This window comes from Aliiroseovarius sp. Z3 (assembly GCF_029105185.1).
In the GTDB taxonomy this organism is placed as follows: Bacteria; Pseudomonadota; Alphaproteobacteria; order Rhodobacterales; family Rhodobacteraceae; genus Aliiroseovarius.
Genome location: NZ_JAFMZK010000002.1, coordinates 302,236 through 321,719 on the forward strand (window position 1 = coordinate 302,236; position 19,484 = coordinate 321,719).

At 59.1% G+C, this 19,484-nt stretch carries 20 protein-coding genes; 12 read left to right on the forward strand and 8 right to left on the reverse strand.

Going from position 1 to position 19,484, the window contains the following annotated elements:
• Window positions 1–2 precede the first annotated feature (2 nt).
• A complete protein-coding gene (locus tag J3R80_RS04465; RefSeq protein WP_275392555.1) occupies window positions 3–1,739 on the forward strand; it encodes a peptidoglycan -binding protein in 1,737 nt (578 codons plus the stop codon).
• A gap of 75 nt (window positions 1,740–1,814) precedes the next feature.
• Here the strand turns inward: J3R80_RS04465 and clpA are convergent, their stop codons facing one another.
• Both clpA and gloB read right to left on the reverse strand, forming a co-directional pair.
• Complete coding sequence (clpA, locus tag J3R80_RS04470) at window positions 1,815–4,139, reverse strand: ATP-dependent Clp protease ATP-binding subunit ClpA (protein ID WP_275392556.1); 2,325 nt, start codon at window positions 4,137–4,139, stop codon at window positions 1,815–1,817.
• A gap of 158 nt (window positions 4,140–4,297) precedes the next feature.
• Window positions 4,298–5,062 (reverse strand): hydroxyacylglutathione hydrolase, encoded by a 765-nt coding sequence (gene gloB / locus J3R80_RS04475; protein ID WP_275392557.1) that lies wholly within the window; start codon window positions 5,060–5,062, stop codon window positions 4,298–4,300.
• Between the two features lie 77 nt (window positions 5,063–5,139).
• On the opposite strand from gloB, the gene J3R80_RS04480 reads away from it, so the two are divergent.
• The 9 genes from J3R80_RS04480 to J3R80_RS04520 all read left to right on the forward strand — a co-directional run bounded on the left by J3R80_RS04480 (window position 5,140) and on the right by J3R80_RS04520 (window position 13,613).
• Entirely contained in the window at window positions 5,140–5,784 is a 645-nt protein-coding gene (locus J3R80_RS04480; RefSeq protein ID WP_275392558.1) for a DUF938 domain-containing protein, read from the forward strand.
• A 97-nt stretch (window positions 5,785–5,881) separates the two neighbouring features.
• Window positions 5,882–6,658: a class I SAM-dependent methyltransferase gene (locus tag J3R80_RS04485; protein WP_275392776.1), complete on the forward strand. Its 777-nt coding sequence runs from the start codon at window positions 5,882–5,884 to the stop codon at window positions 6,656–6,658.
• Window positions 6,659–7,025: 367 nt separating this feature from the next.
• Window positions 7,026–7,592 carry a F0F1 ATP synthase subunit delta gene (locus tag J3R80_RS04490; protein WP_275392559.1) on the forward strand — a complete coding sequence of 189 codons (567 nt, stop codon included), beginning with the start codon at window positions 7,026–7,028 and terminating at the stop codon, window positions 7,590–7,592.
• Window positions 7,592–9,130 (forward strand): F0F1 ATP synthase subunit alpha, encoded by a 1,539-nt coding sequence (gene atpA / locus J3R80_RS04495; protein ID WP_275392560.1) that lies wholly within the window; start codon window positions 7,592–7,594, stop codon window positions 9,128–9,130. The genes J3R80_RS04490 and atpA overlap by 1 nt, the downstream gene beginning before the upstream one ends.
• Window positions 9,131–9,144: 14 nt before the next feature.
• A complete protein-coding gene (locus tag J3R80_RS04500) occupies window positions 9,145–10,023 on the forward strand; it encodes a F0F1 ATP synthase subunit gamma (RefSeq protein WP_275392561.1) in 879 nt (292 codons plus the stop codon).
• Window positions 10,024–10,041: 18 nt separating this feature from the next.
• Window positions 10,042–11,466, forward strand: a complete 1,425-nt coding sequence (gene atpD, locus J3R80_RS04505) for a F0F1 ATP synthase subunit beta (protein WP_275392562.1) — start codon at window positions 10,042–10,044, stop codon at window positions 11,464–11,466.
• Between the two features lie 12 nt (window positions 11,467–11,478).
• Window positions 11,479–11,889 carry a F0F1 ATP synthase subunit epsilon gene (locus J3R80_RS04510; RefSeq protein ID WP_275392563.1) on the forward strand — a complete coding sequence of 137 codons (411 nt, stop codon included), beginning with the start codon at window positions 11,479–11,481 and terminating at the stop codon, window positions 11,887–11,889.
• A 93-nt stretch (window positions 11,890–11,982) separates the two neighbouring features.
• The gene (locus tag J3R80_RS04515; RefSeq protein ID WP_275392564.1) at window positions 11,983–13,197 is read left to right on the forward strand and encodes a TCR/Tet family MFS transporter; all 1,215 of its coding nucleotides are present in this window, start codon (window positions 11,983–11,985) and stop codon (window positions 13,195–13,197) included.
• A 68-nt stretch (window positions 13,198–13,265) separates the two neighbouring features.
• Window positions 13,266–13,613: an H-type lectin domain-containing protein gene (locus tag J3R80_RS04520; RefSeq protein ID WP_275392565.1), complete on the forward strand. Its 348-nt coding sequence runs from the start codon at window positions 13,266–13,268 to the stop codon at window positions 13,611–13,613.
• A gap of 64 nt (window positions 13,614–13,677) precedes the next feature.
• Here J3R80_RS04520 and J3R80_RS04525 read toward each other — a convergent pair whose 3' ends face one another.
• Window positions 13,678–14,691: a ribose-phosphate pyrophosphokinase gene (locus J3R80_RS04525; protein ID WP_275392566.1), complete on the reverse strand. Its 1,014-nt coding sequence runs from the start codon at window positions 14,689–14,691 to the stop codon at window positions 13,678–13,680.
• Window positions 14,692–14,797: 106 nt separating this feature from the next.
• Here J3R80_RS04525 and J3R80_RS04530 point away from each other — a divergent pair, with 106 nt between their 5' ends.
• The gene (locus J3R80_RS04530) at window positions 14,798–15,400 is read left to right on the forward strand and encodes a 2-hydroxychromene-2-carboxylate isomerase (RefSeq protein ID WP_275392567.1); all 603 of its coding nucleotides are present in this window, start codon (window positions 14,798–14,800) and stop codon (window positions 15,398–15,400) included.
• Window positions 15,397–16,227 (forward strand): alpha/beta hydrolase, encoded by an 831-nt coding sequence (locus J3R80_RS04535; RefSeq protein WP_275392568.1) that lies wholly within the window; start codon window positions 15,397–15,399, stop codon window positions 16,225–16,227. The genes J3R80_RS04530 and J3R80_RS04535 overlap by 4 nt, the downstream gene beginning before the upstream one ends.
• Here J3R80_RS04535 and J3R80_RS04540 read toward each other — a convergent pair.
• The 5 genes from J3R80_RS04540 to J3R80_RS04560 form a co-directional block, all read right to left on the reverse strand.
• A complete protein-coding gene (locus J3R80_RS04540; protein WP_275392569.1) occupies window positions 16,224–17,273 on the reverse strand; it encodes a low specificity L-threonine aldolase in 1,050 nt (349 codons plus the stop codon). The genes J3R80_RS04535 and J3R80_RS04540 overlap by 4 nt on opposite strands.
• Window positions 17,273–17,725 carry a YcgN family cysteine cluster protein gene (locus J3R80_RS04545; RefSeq protein WP_275392570.1) on the reverse strand — a complete coding sequence of 151 codons (453 nt, stop codon included), beginning with the start codon at window positions 17,723–17,725 and terminating at the stop codon, window positions 17,273–17,275. Before J3R80_RS04545 ends, J3R80_RS04540 begins: the two co-directional genes overlap by 1 nt.
• On the reverse strand, window positions 17,722–18,015 hold the full coding sequence (locus J3R80_RS04550; RefSeq protein ID WP_275392571.1) for a Dabb family protein: 294 nt from the start codon (window positions 18,013–18,015) through the stop codon (window positions 17,722–17,724). The genes J3R80_RS04545 and J3R80_RS04550 overlap by 4 nt, the downstream gene beginning before the upstream one ends.
• 9 nt (window positions 18,016–18,024) lie before the next feature.
• Window positions 18,025–18,963, reverse strand: coding sequence for a bifunctional riboflavin kinase/FAD synthetase (locus J3R80_RS04555; RefSeq protein ID WP_275392572.1), 939 nt, complete (start codon window positions 18,961–18,963; stop codon window positions 18,025–18,027).
• Window positions 18,964–19,040: 77 nt separating this feature from the next.
• The gene (locus J3R80_RS04560; RefSeq protein WP_275392573.1) at window positions 19,041–19,484 is read right to left on the reverse strand and encodes a MaoC family dehydratase; all 444 of its coding nucleotides are present in this window, start codon (window positions 19,482–19,484) and stop codon (window positions 19,041–19,043) included.

Sequence of the window (19,484 nt, forward strand, 5' to 3'; positions counted from 1 at the left end):
CCATGGCCCTGACGCGTCGATCGGTGCAACGGATGAGCGGCTCGATCTGGCCGGGCTTCGTCGACGCGATGACGGCACTGCTTCTGGTCCTGATGTTCGTCTTGACGATCTTCATGATCGTGCAATTCATTCTTCGTGAAACGATTTCGGGGCAGGCGGACGAGCTGGATGAATTGTCCAGCCAGGTTGCCGGATTGGCTGATGCGCTGGGATTGGAACGAAGCCGCACGGCGGAACTGGAAGGTGAGCTTGGCAGCCTGAATGCGACCTTGGCCGAAGCGCGTTCCGTGTCCGAGGCACAAGCCGCCCTGATCGCGCAACTGACTGCACAGACCGAGGCGCAAGCTGGCGAACTGGCTGCGCAGTCTGCCCGGATCACAAGTTTCGAAGCACAGGTGGCCACGTTGCTGGCCGAACGGGATCAGGCACTGGCGGAAGGGTCCGCCCTGAGCGCCACGGTTGAAGAGTTGGAAGCCGCACAGGCCAGAATGATTTCCGAGCAAGAGGCGCTGACATTGGCGCTGGCCAAGGCACGAGACGAAGTGGACGCGGGTGCCGAAGCTGCACGGTTGGCGGCTGCGAAGCGCGAGGCGCTGGAGGCGCTGGTCGCCGATTTGGAGGCCAAGACAGATGCGCAGGCGGCTGCTCTGAACGAAGAGGAAGCAACGCGATTGGCCGAAGCTGCCGCCGCCGCGGCGCTGCGTGAACGCTTGCAGTCGGCAGACGAAGAGTTGACGGCAATGACCCTTGCGCTTGAAGCGGAGCGCAAGCGGGCCGAGGAAACATTGACCTTGTTGGCTGCCGCGAAGGCGGCTGGTGTTGATCTTGAAACGCGCTTGGCAGCGGCGCTGACCGAGTTGGATCAGCAAAGCGAAGAACTGGCGGAGCTGCCGGATATGCGTGCACAATTGCAGGCCGCGTTGGCCGCACGCCTGGCGGCTGAAAGCGAAGTTGGCGAGACATTGAGCGAAGCAGAGGAGCGGGCGCGTTTGCTGGCTGCTGCGAATCTGCAACTGGCTGAAAAAGAGGCTGAAAGCGCGGAAAGCCAGCGCAAGATCGCGCTGCTGAACGAACAGGTTGCGGCATTGCGCACTCAGTTGGGCAGCCTTCAAGCGATCCTGGACGAGGGCAACGCCCGCGATGCCGACGCGCAGGTGCAAATTCAGAAACTTGGGTCAGAGTTGAACGCAGCACTCGCTCGTGTCGCATCAGAGGAACGCAAGCGCGCCGCGTTGGAAGAGGCGGAGCGCAAGCGGTTAGAGGAGGAGGCCAAAGAACTGGCCGCCTATCGGTCCGAGTTCTTTGGTAAACTGAAACAGGTTCTGGCGGATCGGGAAGGGGTTCAGATCGTCGGAGATCGCTTCGTGTTCTCGTCCGAAGTTCTGTTCACCAGTGCCGACGCCGCATTGCAGCCAGCAGGGAAAGCGCAGGTGGCGAATGTCGCTGATCTGTTATCTGAAGTGGCTGGCGAGATTCCGGACGAGGTTGATTGGATCATCCGTGTTGACGGACATACTGACAATGTGCCGCTGTCCGGCACTGGTCGTTATCGCAACAATTGGGAACTCAGTCAGGCCCGGGCGCTGTCGGTGGTGCAGTATATGATCAACGATCTTGGCTTCCCTCCTGATCGGCTGGCCGCCACCGGGTTTGGAGAATACCGACCGGTCAACATCGCAGACACACCCGAAGCGCGCGCGCAAAACCGGCGGATCGAATTGAAACTGACCGAGCGCTGAGTGTAGCCAACGCCGATCTGGAAAAAGGGCCGCAACAATGTGCGGCCCATTATGTTTCAAGCTAATCGGTTGGTGTCAGTCAGCGGTCAGCAACGGAGGACGCTTGCGTGACCCAAGCTGGCGGCTCTTCGGTTTCTCGAACCGGATATCCAGCTCGCCGTTCTTGACGCCAACCTGCACCAGCCCGCCCTTGGCCAGTTTGCCAAACAGAAGCTCTTCGGCCAGGGGCTTTTTGATGTGTTCCTGAATGACGCGTCCCAACGGGCGCGCGCCCATCCGGTCATCATACCCCTTATCGGCAATCCATTCGGCGGCAGCGCGGGTCAGTTCGATGCTGACACCGCGATCCAGAAGCTGGGCTTCCAGTTGAAGCACGAATTTCTCGACCACTTGCAGGATCACCTCTTTGCCCAGCGGCGCAAAGCTGATCACCGCATCCAGACGGTTGCGGAATTCCGGCGTGAAGGTGCGTTCAATCGCGGCGGTGTCTTCGCCTTCGCGCCGTTCGCGACCGAAGCCGATGGCCGACTTGGCCTGTTCGGCAGCGCCTGCGTTTGACGTCATGATCAACACCACGTTGCGGAAACTAACGGTGCGGCCATTGTGGTCAGTTAGTTCGCCATGGTCCATGACCTGCAGCAGGATGTTATAGACATCCGGGTGTGCCTTCTCGATCTCGTCCAGCAGCAGAACACAGTGCGGATGTTGATCGACGCCATCGGTCAGAAGACCGCCCTGATCGAACCCGACATAGCCCGGAGGCGCCCCGATCAGGCGGCTGACGGCGTGTTTCTCCATATACTCGGACATGTCAAAGCGCAGAAGCTCGACGCCCAGATTGTCGGCCAGTTGCTTGGCAACCTCGGTCTTCCCGACGCCCGTAGGACCGGCGAAGAGATAGTTGCCGATGGGCTTCTCGGGTTCGCGCAGACCGGCGCGCGCCAGCTTGATGGCCGAAGCGAGCGATTCAATCGCATTGTCCTGCCCGAACACGACGCGTTTCAGAGCCTTTTCAAGATCGCGCAGGGTTTCCGCGTCGTCCTTGGACACGCTTTTCGGCGGGATGCGGGCGATCTTGGCCACCACGGCCTCGATCTCTTTCACGCCGATGGTCTTCTTCCGCTTGCTCTGGATCAGCAGATGCTGCGCGGCGCCAGCCTCGTCGATCACGTCGATGGCCTTGTCCGGCAGCTTGCGGTCATTTACGTAACGATCCGACAGTTCGACCGCGGATTTGATCGCGTCGGCAGTGTATTTGACGCCGTGATGGTCCTCGAAATACGGTTTCAGCCCTTTCAGGATCTTCACCGCATCTTCGACCGTGGGTTCGTTCACGTCGATCTTCTGGAACCGGCGCGACAGGGCGCGGTCCTTTTCGAAATGCTGGCGGAATTCCTTGTAGGTGGTCGAGCCCATGCAGCGCAGCTTGCCGCCCTGAAGCGCGGGCTTCAGCAGGTTCGAAGCATCCATCGCCCCGCCGGACGTGGCGCCAGCGCCGATCACCGTGTGAATCTCGTCGATGAACAGCACCGCGTCGGGGTGATCCTCAAGCTCTTTCATCACGGCTTTCAGGCGCTCTTCAAAGTCGCCGCGATAACGGGTGCCCGCCAGAAGAGCCCCCATGTCGAGCGAATAGATCGTGGTTTCCGACAAAATCTCGGGCGTTTCACCCCCAACGATCTTTGCGGCAAGCCCTTCGGCGATGGCCGTCTTGCCAACGCCGGGATCACCCACCAAAAGCGGATTGTTCTTGCGACGACGGCACAGAACCTGAATGCAACGCTCAACCTCGTGCTCGCGCCCGATCAGCGGGTCGATATCCCCTTCGCGGGCCTTGGCGTTCAGATCAACGCAATATTTCGCCAAGGCGCTGTCGTTTTCCTCGGCGGGCTGGGCATCTTGCACGTCTTCTTCGAAGTCAGGTGTCCCCGACACCGGGCGCGCTTCACCAAAGCTGGAATCCTTCGCCACACCATGGGCAATATAGTTTACCGCGTCATAACGGGTCATATCCTGTTCTTGCAGGAAGAATGCAGCGTTTGACTCGCGTTCGGCAAAAATGGCCACCAGCACGTTGGCGCCCGTAACTTCGGTGCGGCCAGAGCTTTGCACATGTATCGCCGCGCGTTGGATCACGCGCTGGAAAGCGGCGGTTGGCACCGCTTCGCTGCCTTCGACATCGGTGATCAGCGTCGTCAGCTCTTCGTCGACAAATTCGATCAGCACCTTGCGCAGAATATCCAGATCGACCGAACAGGCTTGCATCACACGGGCGGCATCGGGTTCGTCCAGCAGCGCAAGAAGCAGGTGTTCCAGCGTCGCCAGTTCATGTTTTCGCTCATTCGCCAACGCAAGCGCGTGGTGGATGGCTTCTTCGAGCGGTTTTGAAAAGGATGGCACGTTGAACACTCCTCGTATCTGGTGCGGGATCTGCCGCGCGGCGGTTTGTCCGCCTTGACTGTCGCCTCATATGTTTAAGGTTCGGTTTTCCGACCGTCTCTTCAAGCCTTTTCTTGTCAATTTTCGCTCTCAGAGGCGTGATTGGCTGAATTTTGGGGTTAGAAACTGTCTTTTCGACGTCGGATTTCCGCAAACACCTCGGCGTCGGGGGCGGCTTCCATATGTAGGGCGGTTTTCACCTCTGACAAGTGGGCGCGCAGGAATGGGTTGGTTTCAAGCTCTTCGGACAGGCTGGACGGCACCGTGGGCTGACCGGCTGCCCGCAAGGCGGTGATGTCATCCATGCGCGTTTTCAGCGCTTCGTTGTCCGGTTCTATTGTGGCTGCAAAAGCCGCGTTCGATGCCGTGTATTCATGGCCCGAGCATACAAGCGTGTCCTTGGGCAGGGTGGCAAGGCGCGACAGGCTCTTCCACATCTGTTCGGGGGTGCCTTCAAACAGCCGACCGCATCCCAACGCCATCAAACTATCACCGGTGAAGGCTGATCCGGCGTCAGGAACGTAAAAGGCGATATGTCCGACGGTGTGCCCTGAGACATCAATCACTTGTACGTCATGCCCGGCAAATTGAAATTTGTCGCCATCGACATAGGCGCGGTCCAGATCGGGCAGGCGGTGAGCGTCGGCCTTGGCACCGATGGTTTTGGCGCCGGTGGCTTTCACCAGTTCGGAAACCCCTTCGACATGGTCCCAATGGTGGTGCGTCAGCCAAATCTCGGACAAGGTCCAACCACGCGCCGAAAGCTCGGCGTGGATGGGCGCGGCCTCGGGGGCGTCGATCAAGGCGGTTTCGTCTGATGCCTCGTCATGCAACAGGAATGCATAATTGTCGGAAAGGCAGGGTATCGTGACCAGTGTCAGCATGTGTTTCTCCCGTCTACATCTCTACTCTTGCCGAAAGACAAGGAAGGCTCAATACTACCCTTACACTGGGGGGCACGATGGCTGGTGAAAAGCCACATTCGAACGCGGAAGCGCGTAATGACGGACGGTTGTCCGCGCCCTCGGCTGCGCGCAATATCGCACCGATCCTTGAGGTTATCGGTCCTTTTGTTCCCTCCGGTGGTGTCGCTTTGGAAGTCGCGTCGGGAACCGGCGAACATGCCGTCGCCTTTGCCGAAGCTTTTCCGGACACCATTTGGCAACCCACCGATATAGATGCCAAGCGCCTGATCAGCATTGACGCCTGGCGTGCCCGGAAGGGGATTATGAACATGCGGGTCGCACAGGTTCTGGATGCAACAGCACCAAGCTGGCGCACCGGCCCGTTCGAGATGGCGGTGACCGTGAACCTGATGCACCTGATAGGCGCTGAAGATGCGCAAGCCGTCGTCAAAGGGGTCGCGCGAAACCTTTCGCCCGGCGGACACTGGTTTCTGTACGGTCCCTTCCGCACGCAAGGTCTGTTCCGATCTGACAGTGACCAGGCATTCCATGCCTCGCTGACCGAACACGATCCGGCCATCGGCTATAAGGACATTGAGGAGATAGAAGCCTGGTCGGTCGAGGCTGGCCTGTCACATGTCGCCTTGATCGAGATGCCGGCGAACAACCTGGTGCTGGTGATGCGCCAGACAAAAGAGTGACCCAACTTTTTTCGTGATCCGTTCAGCGGTGCATTCCTTTTTGCGAGTGATCCGTTAATCTTGGCCCAGTGAAAACGGGCAGGTGACAATCGACGTCATGCATCTTGATGTGCAGGATCTTCGCAACTTCTATTATCGCAGCATGTTGGGACGTGCAGCGCAGAAGGCGATCCGTGACAAGGTGATAACGATGTGGCCCGCGGCCAAGGCCAAGGGGCAGACCGTGGCCGGGTTTGGCTTTGCCGTGCCTTTGCTGCGCCCCTACCTGTCATCGGCGCGCCGGGTTATGGGGTTGATGCCCGCACCGCAGGGGGTGATGCCGTGGCCTGCCGGGATGCAGAATGTCTCCGTGTTGGTCGAGGACACAACATGGCCGCTGGACACTGGCGTGGTCGACAAGCTGGTGGTGATGCACGGGTTGGAAACCTCAGAGACGCCGAGCTATCTTCTGGACGAAGCCTATCGCGTCCTCGGCCCCGGCGGACGGGCATTGTTCATCACACCCAACCGCGCCGGTCTGTGGGTCCGGTCGGATGCGACGCCCTTTGGCTATGGCCGCCCCTATTCGCTCAGCCAGCTCGAAGCCCAACTGGAAGAGCACGGGTTTCGCGTCGAGCGCCATCTATCGGCGCTGTATCAGCCACCGTCATCGAAACGCTTCTGGCTTAAGACCGGAAATTTCTGGGAACGTGCCGGTTTGCAGTTGCCGCTGGTGTTGGCGGGCGGTGTTCTGATGGTTGAGGTGTCCAAACAAATCCCCGCACCGAAACGACCGGGGTTGGCGCAGGCCGTTAAACGACCGTTGAAGGTGCTGGAAGGGCTTGGTGTGCCGGAACCCAGTGCGTCGCGCGCGGTCGGACATAAGTCGATCTAGCTTGTTTCGCACTGGCAGAATCAATTGGTTTAGCTCGCCCTGACACGCCAAAAGGAATCCGAGTCCGCTTGGACGTTGCTGGAATCGCCTGGTGCGGTATACAAAAGTATCCAGAAATCCGACCGCAATGATTACACGCCTCGCAGCCTTTTTTCCCTTAGGTGAAAGGGTCTGGCCGAAATAAGTTCGCTGGATCAGCCGAAGGGGGCGAATATGTTGGCGTTAAACCCCTGTAAGCCTGTTGCGAGGTGAGCATATCCCTGCTACATGCATCGACGATTTAGATGACACGCTTGAACTGCGGCATCTGTAGGCCGCCCCGATTTGCTGACCGGCAGATCACAATGGGGCTAAAGACATCGGAAGGGTGGACGTGTCCGAACCAGTCGCGATCTCAACCGGCATTGCCCAGCGTTATGCCACTGCCGTCTTTGACCTGGCCAAAGAAGGCAAGAACCTGAAAGCAGTCGAGGCGGATGTTGACGCCCTTGACGCTGCTTTCGCCGATAGCGAAGATCTTCGCAACCTGATCAGTTCTCCGGTTTACAGCCGGGATGAGCAGGGCACTTCGATTGCTGCTATCGCCAAGAAAATGAAGCTTTCGTCGATGGTCACGAATGCGCTGGGGCTCATGGCCCAGAAACGGCGTCTGTTCGTGTTGCCTCAGTTCCTGGCCGCCCTGCGCGCGCTGATTGCTGAGGACAAAGGCGAGGTGACCGCTCAGGTGACCGCAGCCAAGTCAATGACAAAGGCACAACAAGACAAACTTGCCAAGGCTTTGAAAGCCACCATCGGCAAGGATGTGAACATCAACCTGGCCGTCGATGAATCCCTCATCGGTGGCCTTGTCGTCCAAGTAGGCTCGCGCATGATTGACACGTCGATCCGCGCGAAGCTCAACGCACTTCAGAATTCCATGAAAGAGGTCGGATAATGGGTATCCAAGCAGCAGAGATTTCTGCGATCCTGAAGGACCAGATCAAGAATTTCGGCCAAGACGCCGAAGTGGCCGAAGTCGGCCGCGTGCTTTCCGTCGGTGACGGTATCGCCCGCGTTTATGGTCTTGATAAAGTCCAGGCTGGTGAAATGGTCGAATTCCCCGGTGGCATCCGCGGAATGGCCCTGAACCTTGAAGCCGACAACGTTGGTGTTGTTATCTTCGGTTCGGACCGCGACATTAAAGAAGGCGACACGGTCAAGCGCACCAACGCAATCGTGGACGTGCCGATTGGTGACGAGCTTCTGGGTCGTGTTGTAGACGGTCTGGGCAACCCGATCGACGGCAAAGGTCCGATCAACGCCAAGAAACGCGGCGTGGCCGACGTGAAAGCACCGGGCATCATCCCGCGTAAGTCGGTGCACGAACCGATGGCAACCGGCCTGAAGTCGGTTGACGCCATGATCCCGATTGGCCGTGGCCAGCGTGAGCTGATCATTGGCGACCGTCAGACCGGTAAAACCGCCGTGGCTCTGGACGCGATCCTGAACCAGAAATCGTATAACGATGCTGCCGGTGACGACGAGACCAAGAAGCTTTACTGCGTTTATGTGGCTGTTGGTCAGAAACGCTCGACCGTTGCCCAGCTGGTGAAGAAACTGGAAGAAAGCGGCGCGATCGACTATTCGATCATTGTGGCCGCGACCGCATCCGACCCGGCCCCCATGCAGTTCCTGGCACCTTATGCCGCGACCGCCATGGCCGAGCATTTCCGTGACAATGGTCGCCACGCCCTGATCATCTATGATGACCTGTCGAAACAGGCTGTGTCCTATCGTCAGATGTCGCTCCTGCTGCGTCGCCCGCCGGGCCGTGAAGCCTATCCGGGTGACGTGTTCTACCTCCACTCGCGCCTGTTGGAGCGTTCGGCCAAGCTGAACGAAGACTACGGCGCAGGCTCGCTGACCGCGCTGCCGGTCATTGAAACCCAGGGTGGCGACGTGTCGGCCTTTATTCCGACCAACGTGATCTCGATCACCGACGGCCAGATCTTCCTGGAAACCGAGCTATTCTATCAGGGTATCCGCCCCGCTGTGAACACCGGTCTGTCGGTGTCGCGTGTTGGTTCGTCAGCTCAGACGAAAGCAATGTCCTCGGTTGCCGGTCCGGTGAAACTGTCGCTGGCTCAGTATCGCGAGATGGCAGCCTTCGCACAGTTCGGTTCCGACCTTGATGCTGCAACCCAGCAGCTTCTGAACCGTGGTGCGCGCCTGACCGAGCTGATGAAACAGCCGCAGTACTCGCCCCTGACCAACGCCGAGATCGTCTGCGTGATCTATGCCGGCACCAACGGCTATCTCGACAAGATCGACGTCAGCGAAGTTGGCCGGTTCGAGGCTGGTCTGCTGAACCATCTGCGTCAGAACAACGCCGATCTGTTGGCAGACATCACCAACAACGACCGCAAGGTCAAAGGTGAGCTTGAGGACAAAGTCAAAGCTGCGCTGGACGCGTTCGCCGCTGACTTCGCTTAAGGGGGCGTTGAACGATGCCCAACCTTAAGGATCTCAAAAACCGGATCGAGAGTGTCAAGAACACTCGGAAGATCACGAAGGCCATGCAGATGGTGGCCGCCGCGAAACTGCGGCGGGCACAGGAAGCTGCCGAAAGCGGTCGGCCCTATGCAGAACGGTTCAACGCCGTTCTGGGTGGGTTGGCTGCCGCATCGACCGGTGGGGACAGCGCGCCCAAACTGCTGGCCGGTTCGGGTTCCGATCAGGTCCACCTGCTGGTGGTGATGACGGCCGAGCGTGGTTTGTGCGGGGGCTTCAACTCGTCGATCGTGAAAATGGCGCGGGCCAAGGCCGCGGATCTTCTGGCCCATGGCAAGACGGTGAAGATTTTGACCGTCGGCAAGAAAGGCCGCGAACAGATGAAGCGTGAGTATGGCGATCGCATGATCGGCCACGTGGATCTGTCGGGTGTGCGCAATGTCGGTTATGACAATGCGCAGGCGGTTGCCCACGACCTGCTCCATCGTTTCAACGAAGGCGAGTTCGACGTCGCGACCATCTTCTACAACAGGTTCGAAAGCGTGATCACGCAGGTTCCGACCGCGAAACAGGTCATCCCGGCCAGTTTCGACGCCCCGGAAGAGGGGGCAAGCGCATCGACGGTCTATGACTATGAGCCGTCGGAAGAAGGTATCCTGGAAACGCTGCTGCCGTCTGGTGTGGCCACGCAGGTCTTCTCGGCCCTGTTGGAAAACGCGGCGTCCGAGCAAGGCGCGCGTATGGCCGCCATGGACAACGCAACCCGTAACGCTGGCGAAATGATCGAGAAATTGACCATTCAGTTCAACCGCTCGCGTCAGGCTGTGATCACCAACGAGCTTATCGAAATTATTTCGGGCGCCGAGGCGCTCTAAGAAACCGGAGAAACAACAATGGCTAACGCTAAAGGTAAGATCACGCAGGTGATTGGCGCCGTTGTGGACGTTCAGTTCGAGGATAACCTTCCCGCCATTCTGAACGCCCTGAACACGGACAACAACGGCAACAATCTTGTTCTGGAAGTGGCACAGCACCTCGGTGAAAATACCGTGCGCTGTATCGCTATGGACGCATCCGAAGGTCTGGTGCGTGGACAGGACGTGACCGACACTGGCGCGCCGATCTCGGTGCCTGTCGGCAATGCGACCCTGGGCCGTATCTTGAACGTCATCGGCGAGCCGGTTGACGAAAAAGGCCCCGTGAAGTCGAAAGACAGCCGCCCGATCCACGGCGATGCGCCTGAGTTTGACGAGCAGTCGACCGAAACGGAAATCCTGACCACCGGCATCAAGGTCATCGACCTGCTGGCCCCCTACACCAAGGGTGGTAAAATTGGTCTGTTCGGTGGTGCTGGTGTTGGCAAGACCGTTCTGATCATGGAACTGATCAACAACATCGCAAAAGTGCACTCGGGTGTGTCCGTGTTCGCGGGTGTTGGTGAACGGACCCGTGAAGGCAACGACCTGTATCACGAGATGATTGAATCGGGCGTTATCGTTCCCGACGATCTGGAAAAATCGAAAATTGCGCTGGTCTACGGCCAGATGAACGAACCTCCCGGTGCGCGTATGCGTGTGGCCCTGTCGGGCCTGACGCTGGCGGAACAGTTCCGTGACGATACCGGTTCGGACGTTCTGTTCTTCGTGGACAACATCTTCCGCTTTACCCAGGCTGGTTCGGAAGTTTCGGCCCTTCTGGGCCGCATCCCTTCGGCGGTTGGTTATCAGCCGACGCTGGCCACCGACATGGGTGCCATGCAGGAACGTATTTCGTCGACCAAATCGGGTTCGATCACGTCGGTTCAGGCTGTGTATGTTCCCGCGGATGACTTGACCGACCCTGCACCTGCAACATCGTTTGCCCACCTTGACGCGACGACCGTTCTGGACCGTGCGATCTCGGAAAAAGGTATCTACCCGGCAGTGGACCCGCTTGGTTCGACCTCGCGTCTTCTGGACCCGCTGGTCATCGGGGAAGAGCACTATAAGGTTGCGACCGATGTTCAGCAGGTGCTTCAGCGCTATAAGTCGTTGCAGGACATCATCGCCATTCTGGGCATGGACGAACTGTCGGAAGAAGACAAGCTGACCGTTGCCCGTGCACGTAAGATCGAGCGTTTCCTGTCGCAGCCCTTCGACGTGGCAAAAGTGTTTACCGGTTCGGACGGTGTTCAGGTTCCGCTGGAAGACACGATCGCGTCGTTCAAAGCTGTTGTGGCTGGCGAATACGATCACCTGCCTGAAGGTGCCTTCTATATGGTTGGCGGCATCGACGAAGTGATCGCGAAAGCCGAAAAAATGGCGGCTGACGCTGCCTAAGGAGGGCCTCTGATGGCTGATACGATGCAATTCGACCTGGTGTCGCCCGAACGAAGCCTTGCTTCGCTTCAGGCGACGGCGGTCCAGCTGCCGGGCGCAGATGGCGACATGACGGCGATGCCGAACCACGCACCGACGATCACGACGTTGCGTCCGGGTATCGTTCGCGTCGAAGCGCCGGAAGGCAATGCCGAGTTTGCCGTGACCGGAGGCTTTGCCGAAGTCACCGCTGCGGGCACCTCGGTTCTGGCTGAACGCGCTGTTCCGGTGTCGGAAATGACGCAAGAGCTGCTGGATGGGTTCGTATCAGACGCCGCTGCCGCGTCTGAAAACGCGACCGCCGAGAATCTGGATGAACTGGCCAAGCGCACGGTGGATATTGCTGCCATGGCCAGCGAATTGGGATTGACGGTCAAAGCCTGATCCGGACCGTTGCGAAAAGATATGAAGGCCCCGCTTCAATAGCGGGGCTTTTTACATTTGCGCCCAGCGTGGAATAACGGCACTGATGTGCGCATGACTGCAATCAACCCAGCATCCAATCGCACGGCCATCTGGTTTATTCTGGCCACCATCCTGCTGGACGCGGTGGGTATCGGCATCGTGTTTCCAATCATGCCGGACCTGATGCAGCGTGTGGGCGCCAGCAGCACCGCTGACGGTGCGTTCTGGGGCGGCATCCTGATGGCATCCTATGCAGCGATGCAATTCCTGTTCGCACCCGTGATCGGCGGGATATCGGATAGTCTGGGTCGCCGACCCGTCCTGCTTCTGGCGTTGGTGGCGTTGACCATTGACTATGTTGTCATGGCTTTGGCCACCACATTCTGGTGGCTTCTGATCGGGCGCATTCTGGCCGGGATCGCAGGGGCCACCTACATCACTGCGACTGCTTACTTGGCCGACATATCCAAGCCTGAAGATCGTGCTGCAAATTTCGGATTGATCGGGGCCACGTTTGGCATCGGCTTTGTGATGGGGCCAGCGATTGGTGGGTTTGTTGCCAGCATTCATCTGACGGCCCCGTTCTGGCTGGCAGCCGCATTTGCCGGGCTAAACGTGCTTCTGGGCCTGTTTGTCCTGCCCGAAAGCCTTGCGCCCGAGAAACGCCGGGCCTTCCGGCGGCGCGACCTGAACCCGTTCGGGTCCATTCTTGACGCGTTCAAGCTGCCCGGGTTGGGTTTGCCGCTTGTCCTGATCTTCCTTTTTGAGTTTGCGAACATGGTCTATCCGACCTTGTGGGCGTTCTGGACCCGCGAGGTGTTCGGGTGGAGCACTGCGTTGATCGGTTTGACGCTGGCGGCTTACGGAATCGCCGTCGCAGTTTCGCAGGGTGTTGTCATGCGGGTGTTGATCCCGCGTCTGGGAGAGTTTCGAACCCTCATATTTTCGATCATCTGCGCCATTGCGGCTTTCGCAGTGCTTGGTTTGACAGCAAGTGCATATGTCATGTTTGCCGCCATCGCGATTGCGGCGCTTGCCGACATGGCACCGCCAACGATGACCGCCATGATGGCCAACATGGTTGCGGAAGACCGTCAGGGGCTTTTGCAGGGGGTTATTGCCAGTTTGGGCTCGATCGCGGCTGTGATCGGGCCAATGATAATGACTTGGATCTTCCAGATATTTGCAGATGCAGAAGGGGCGATCTACCTGCCCGGTGCACCGTTCCTGTTTTCCGGCGCGTTGGTGGTGATCCTGTTCCCGTTTTTCTTGCGTCTTGGCCGCTAGGCGCCGCTTGTCACCCGACCGCGTTTGGGGTCTGCTGGCAAAACTAAGATAGAACGAGGCCATCAGAAATGCGCAGGATCAGAACCCATATGGTTGGGGTGGAGCAGGGCAGCACGATACTGTTTTCGGATTTCGAGCATGATGGCGAGATGTGGACCGGAGATGGTGCCCGACAATTGGTCACGCCGGTTGAATTCTCGGACAGGTTCCTCCGCCCGCCGTCGGTGCATGTCAGCGTATCAATGTGGGATTTGGACAAGCGTACCAATGCGCGGGCCGATATCGCTGCCGACGAAATCACGGAAACCGGGTTTCAGATCGTGTTCCGCACCTGGGGCGATACGCGGGTTGCGCGCATGCGGGTCGACTGGATCGCGATGGGCGAGGTGGCCAATGACGAGGATTGGGATGTCTGATCGTGGTTGATGGGCACAAAAAAGGCCCCGAAGGGACTTTGATGTCAACAATAGAGGCGGCGCGTCAGGAGTACATGCCTTCGTAAAGCGGCTCCAGCGTGTCATGGTCAAACAGCGACGATACCGATGTCCCGCCCCAGATGTTCAGAATGGCCTGCGTAAACATCGGTGCAGTGGGTACAATGCGGATGTTCGGGGCGTTTTTTACCGGATCGGTCGGTTGGATCGAATCCGTGATGACAAGTGACTTCATGACAGATTTCGACACCCGTTCGACCGCCGGGCCGGACATCACGCCGTGGGTGATGTAGGCGTGAACCTCTTGCGCGCCGTTTTCCATCAGAACTTCGGCCGCCTTGCACAGCGTTCCGGCCGTGTCGCAAATATCGTCGATGATGATGCAGCGTTTGCCTTCGACATTGCCGATCACGGTCATTTCGGCAATTTCACCCGCTTTTTCGCGGCGTTTGTCGACGATGGCCAGCGGAGCATTGATGCGCTTGGCAAGCTCGCGCGCGCGGGCGACACCGCCCACGTCTGGCGAGATCACCATGACCTCATCCATGCATTCTTTGAAGTGGTGCTTCACATCCAGTGCAAAGATCGGGCTGGCATAGAGGTTGTCGACCGGGATGTCGAAGAAGCCCTGAATCTGGGCCGCGTGCAGGTCCATGGTCAAGACCCGCTCAATCCCCGACTGGGCGATCAGGTTGGCAACCAGCTTGGCGGAAATCGGCGTGCGTGCCTTGGTGCGGCGATCCTGTCGTGCATATCCGAAATAGGGGATCACAGCGGTGACGCGCGCAGCGGATGATCGGCGCAGCGTGTCCGAGATGATCAGAAGCTCCATCAGGTTGTCGTTGGCCGGGTTCGAGGTGGGCTGGATGATGAACATATCCTCGCCACGCACGTTTTCGTAGATCTCGACAAACACTTCCTGGTCGTTGAAGCGTTCCACGCGGGCGTCGACCAGTCCGACGGAAGATCCGCGATGCATCGACATGCGTTTGGCGACGGCTTCGGCAAGCGGCCGATTGGCATTGCCTGAGATGAGTTTCGGTTCAGTGATGGATGGCATGGCAGCGGTTCCCGGCGTGGTCTGTGTGACAGAATCGTGACGTTGACACCCCTTAACATCGGGATAGATTCCTTGGAACAGTAATGGGGCAACAGGGGCCGGAAAAATGACGCAGATCGACTATTATTTCACGGTGTTGTCTCCTTGGGCCTATCTGGCCGGGTCACGGCTTGAAGACATCGCGGAACGGCATGGGGCAAGTGTCACCTATAAGCCATTGGACATCGGGCAGTTGTTTGGGCGCACCGGCGGCACACTCCCCAAAGACCGCCATCCGTCGCGGATGGAATACCGGATGCAGGAACTGAAACGGTGGTCCAAGGCGCTGAATATGCCGATGAACCACACGCCGGCGCATTGGCCCACCAATGGCGCCCCGGCCTCCTATGCGATCATCGCGGCGCAATCTGCGGGCGGTGGGGATCTTGGGGCGTTGGTGCACGGCATTATGCGCGCCTGCTGGGCAGAAGAAAAAGACATGGCACAAGACGATGTGATCAAGACCTGCCTGTCCGAAGCCGGATTCGATCCGGGCCTTGCCGACAGCGGCCTTCTGGCCGGGGCAGAAGCCTATGGCCGCAACCTTGAAGACGCGGTCAGTGCTGGCGTGTTCGGATCGCCCTTTTATGTTTGTGACGATGGCGAAAAATTCTGGGGTCAGGATCGCTTGGCCTTGCTGGACGCGCATCTGGGTGCAGAAAAAGGATGACCCTTCAGGCATTCGCTGGTCACGAGACTTACTGGCACCGGTCAGGCAGCGGGTCGCGCTCGGCGCTGATGCTCCATTGTTCTCTGGCCCATTCTGGTGCGTGGCGTGGGTTGGAACGACACCTTTCCGGCATCCTGAATATGGTGGCGTTTGACCTGCCGGGGCACGGGCGCAGCGCGGATTGGGATGGCGTCGGCGATTTTCAGGACAAGGCCGTCCAGATTGCCGAAGCGCTTTGGGATCAGGAGATCTCGGATCCCGTCGATTTGATCGGGCATAGTTTCGGCGGGACCATTGCCCTGCGACTGGCACAACGTCACCCGGATCGCGTGCGAAGCCTGACCATGTACGAACCGGTCCTGTTTGCCGCCGCCAAGGACCACCCGACCTTTGCCGAGAACAGTGCTTACATGGAAGGCCCATTTGCCGATGCCATGCGTGCTGGTGATCGGATGGAGGCCGCGCGCCTGTTCAATGTCCTGTGGGGTCGTGATGCCGCGTGGCAGGCGCTTCCGATGTCTCTGCGAGAAGACATGGCCAAGAGAATACACCTGATCCCGGCGGGCAAAACAGTGACCCACGACGATATCCACGGCCAAGCTGCACCCGGTGCGTTGGAACGTCTTGACCTGCCGGTTTTGTTGATGGAGGGCGCGCGGTCGCCAGCGATGGTTGCGGCGACCCATGATGCATTGGCAGCACGCCTGCCCAATGTGCAAAGGCGGGTCTTCGCTGGTGCTGGACATATGGCCCCGATCAGCCACCCTGCAGAGGTTGGCGATGCGATTTCTGCGTTTCTATCGTCGTCCGCGCCGGTCGCGCATTAACCGCGCACCAAATCGACAAACCTGTCGATATTGTCGTCACTCGTCGACCAGTCCGCGACCATGCGCGCCGTCAGCACCTCGTCCTGATCTGTGCCATCCAGCGTGCCTTCCCAGATGTAATAGGCGGCTCCTGCGTTATGCAGACGCTGATGACCGGCACGTGACCAGCCCGCAAAACTCATGTTGGCATCGGGTTCGTGCAGGAATGATACGCCTTCGATCTGCTTCAGCCCGCGCACCAGACGCGCGTTGGCCGCGTTTGACTGTCGGGCAAGGTCAAGCCACAGATTATCCGTCAGATAGGCCAGCATCTGGGCCGAGAGGTAGCGGTGCTTTGAAAACAGATGCGCCCCGCGCTTGCGCCGCAACTCGAACTCCCACGCGTGTTTCGGATCGAAGAAGATTACCGCTTCAACACCCATGCAGCCGTTCTTGGTGCCCCCAAAGCTGACCGCGTCGATCCCGGCTTTCCACGTCATCTCTGCGGGGCTGCAGCCAAGCGACACCAACGCATTGGCAAAGCGCGCGCCGTCCAGATGGGTGGGAAGGTCGTACTGTTTGGCGACGTCGCACAGGGCGGTCAATTCAGCCACCGAGTAGACCGTGCCACGTTCGGTGACATTGGTAATCGCCACAGGGCCACGCTGCGGGCCATGCACTCCGCGACTTTCCTCGGCTTCGATGGCGCGGCGCAAGGCGGCTGGGGTTATCTTGGCATGATCCGACGGGACAAGTGTCAGCTTGGCGCCGCCCGTATAGAATTCGGGCGCATTGCACTCGTCTTCTTGGATATGCGCTTGTGTCGCGCAAAAAATGGTGTCCCACGGCTTTGATAATGTCGCCAGACTGATCGCGTTTGCCGCCGTCCCGGTCGCCACCAGATAGACCGCGGCGTCGGGGGCTTCGAATATGTCGCGGATGCGTGCGCGGACCTCGTCCATCAAGGCATCGGCACCGTAGGGCATGGCGTAGCCTTGGTTGGCTTGGACCATAGCCTCTATCACCTTTGGGTGGGCCGGCCCGGAATTGTCAGAGGCGAAAAACATCAATGCGGCTCCTCAATCAGGTGGTCTTCCCATTCTTCTTCGGGAACTTCGAATTCCGGCACGGTCCAGCCCTGCACGCTGCGCCCGGCCTTGTGCACGCTGTCACGATCGCCCGAGATCAACGGGTGCCAATCGTAAAGCGGCTTGCCCTCGTGACGCAGACGATAAGCGCAGGAGGCAGGCATGAAATAGGCGGTTTCACCGATGTTTTCGGGCGTCAGCACGATGCATTCCGGCACAAAATTCAACCGGATATCATATTGCGAGCAACGGCAGGTGTCGCCGTCCAGCAATCGGCAAGCCACGCGTGTGAACACAACGTCGCCGGTGTCTTCGTCTTCCAGCTTGTTCAGGCAGCATTTGCCGCATCCATCGCACAGGGCTTCCCACTCGGTCGCGGTCAGGCTGTCGAGCGGACGTTCCCAGAACTTGGTGCGCAACCCTTTGGTCATCCGTCTGCCGTGAAATCCGCGGCGATCCGCAGCTCGCGCAACGGGCGCACATGGGCGATGGATTGTTGATACAGTGGATGTGCCTTATAGGCGGCCAGCTGGGCTTCGTCCGCGAATTCGCCATAGACAACGACGTCGGGCGAGGGGCCGGGGATCGGGTCGGTTGCGAAATTCTCGGCAACCTCAAGCCGCAGGCTGTGGGGGATGTCTTTTAGCAATTCCAGCCCGGTGCGAATCGTGTCGCGATCCTCGGGGCGTTTTGCAGTAAAAAAGACGATGTGGCGGATCATGTTACGGCCTCATAGCTTCGCCAGAATATCGCGCGCTTGGGCGCAATCTGCATCCATCTGGACAATCAGGGCTTCAACCCCGTCAAACACCTGTTCAGGGCGCAGATAGTCGATCAGGGCGACCGAGATCTGTTCGCCATAGATGTCGCCCTTGAAATCGAAAATGTAGCTTTCAAGATTCGGGCGGTTCTCGCCGAACATGGGGCGGGTGCCCATTGACGCTGCACCGCCATAGCTTCCCTTGTGCGGGCCGGTCAGGATGTCGACCTCGACCACATAGACCCCGAACTTCGGGGGATGCAGCCCCTCGATGGACATGTTTGCGGTGGGATAGCCCAGGTCGCGCCCGCGCTGGTCTCCACGAATTACGTCGCCTTCGATCCGGTGCCAGTGGCCCAGCATGCGTGCTGCATCGCGGGGGCGGCCTTCGGTCAAGGCGTCGCGAATGGCGGTCGAACTGACCTCGCCAACCTCGTCGGACATCAGGGGGGCGACGGTTACGCCAAATCCCATCTGCCTGCCCAGCATGGTCATGTCATCGGCTTTGCCTGCACGGCCTTTTCCGAAGTGGAAATCCTCGCCTATGACCACATGGCTCAGGCCCAGCCCGTCGACGATCACACGTTGGGCAAATTCTTCCGGGGATAGCGCAGACAGCGTGTCGTTAAAGCTAAGCTCATACAGCCGCTCGACCCCCAGTTTCTCCAGCCGGTGGGCGCGGGCGTCTGCGCCCATCAGTCGAAAGGGCGCGCTTTGGGGGGCGAAATACTGGCGCGGGTGCGGCTCGAAGGTCATGACGCCCAGTGGGGTCTGACTTGCCTTGGCTTCTGCTCGCGCGATGTCGATCACGTATTGGTGGCCCAGATGCACACCGTCGAAATTTCCAATCGCGACCGAGGCGCCGCGATCCGCTTTTTCAACAAACTGATAGTCCCGTACAATCCGCATGAGGTGGCATTATCGCCCCAAGCGAACGGGTGCAAGCCCGGCGGTGCCGGGTGCCGGGATTTCCTTGTGTGGGTAGGTCAGTCGAACTTGGCCGAGGGCGCCAGAACCTTGGCTTCGCCCTTCAGAACCGGCTTGCCTTCGACAAGGCATTCGGTCTTCAGCGTCACCCGCCGTTTGGCATGGTCGATGTCCATGACGGTCACTTCGGCGCGCACCGTGTCACCGGGGCGGACGGGCGCCAGAAATGTCAGGCTTTGCCCCATATAGATGGTGCCATGCCCGGGAAGCTGTTCACCGATCACAGCCGAGATCAAACCCGCGGTCAGCATCCCGTGAGCGATCCGCCCCTCAAAGATCGTGTCATTGGCGTAATCGTCGTCCAGATGCACCGGGTTCCGGTCGGTCGAGATTTCGGCGAACATCTCGATATCCCGGTCGGTGACTTCCTTGGTGACATGCCGCGACATGCCGATTTCCAGCTCTTCAATGCAGATCGTGCCGCGCGGGAAATTGTCCAACAT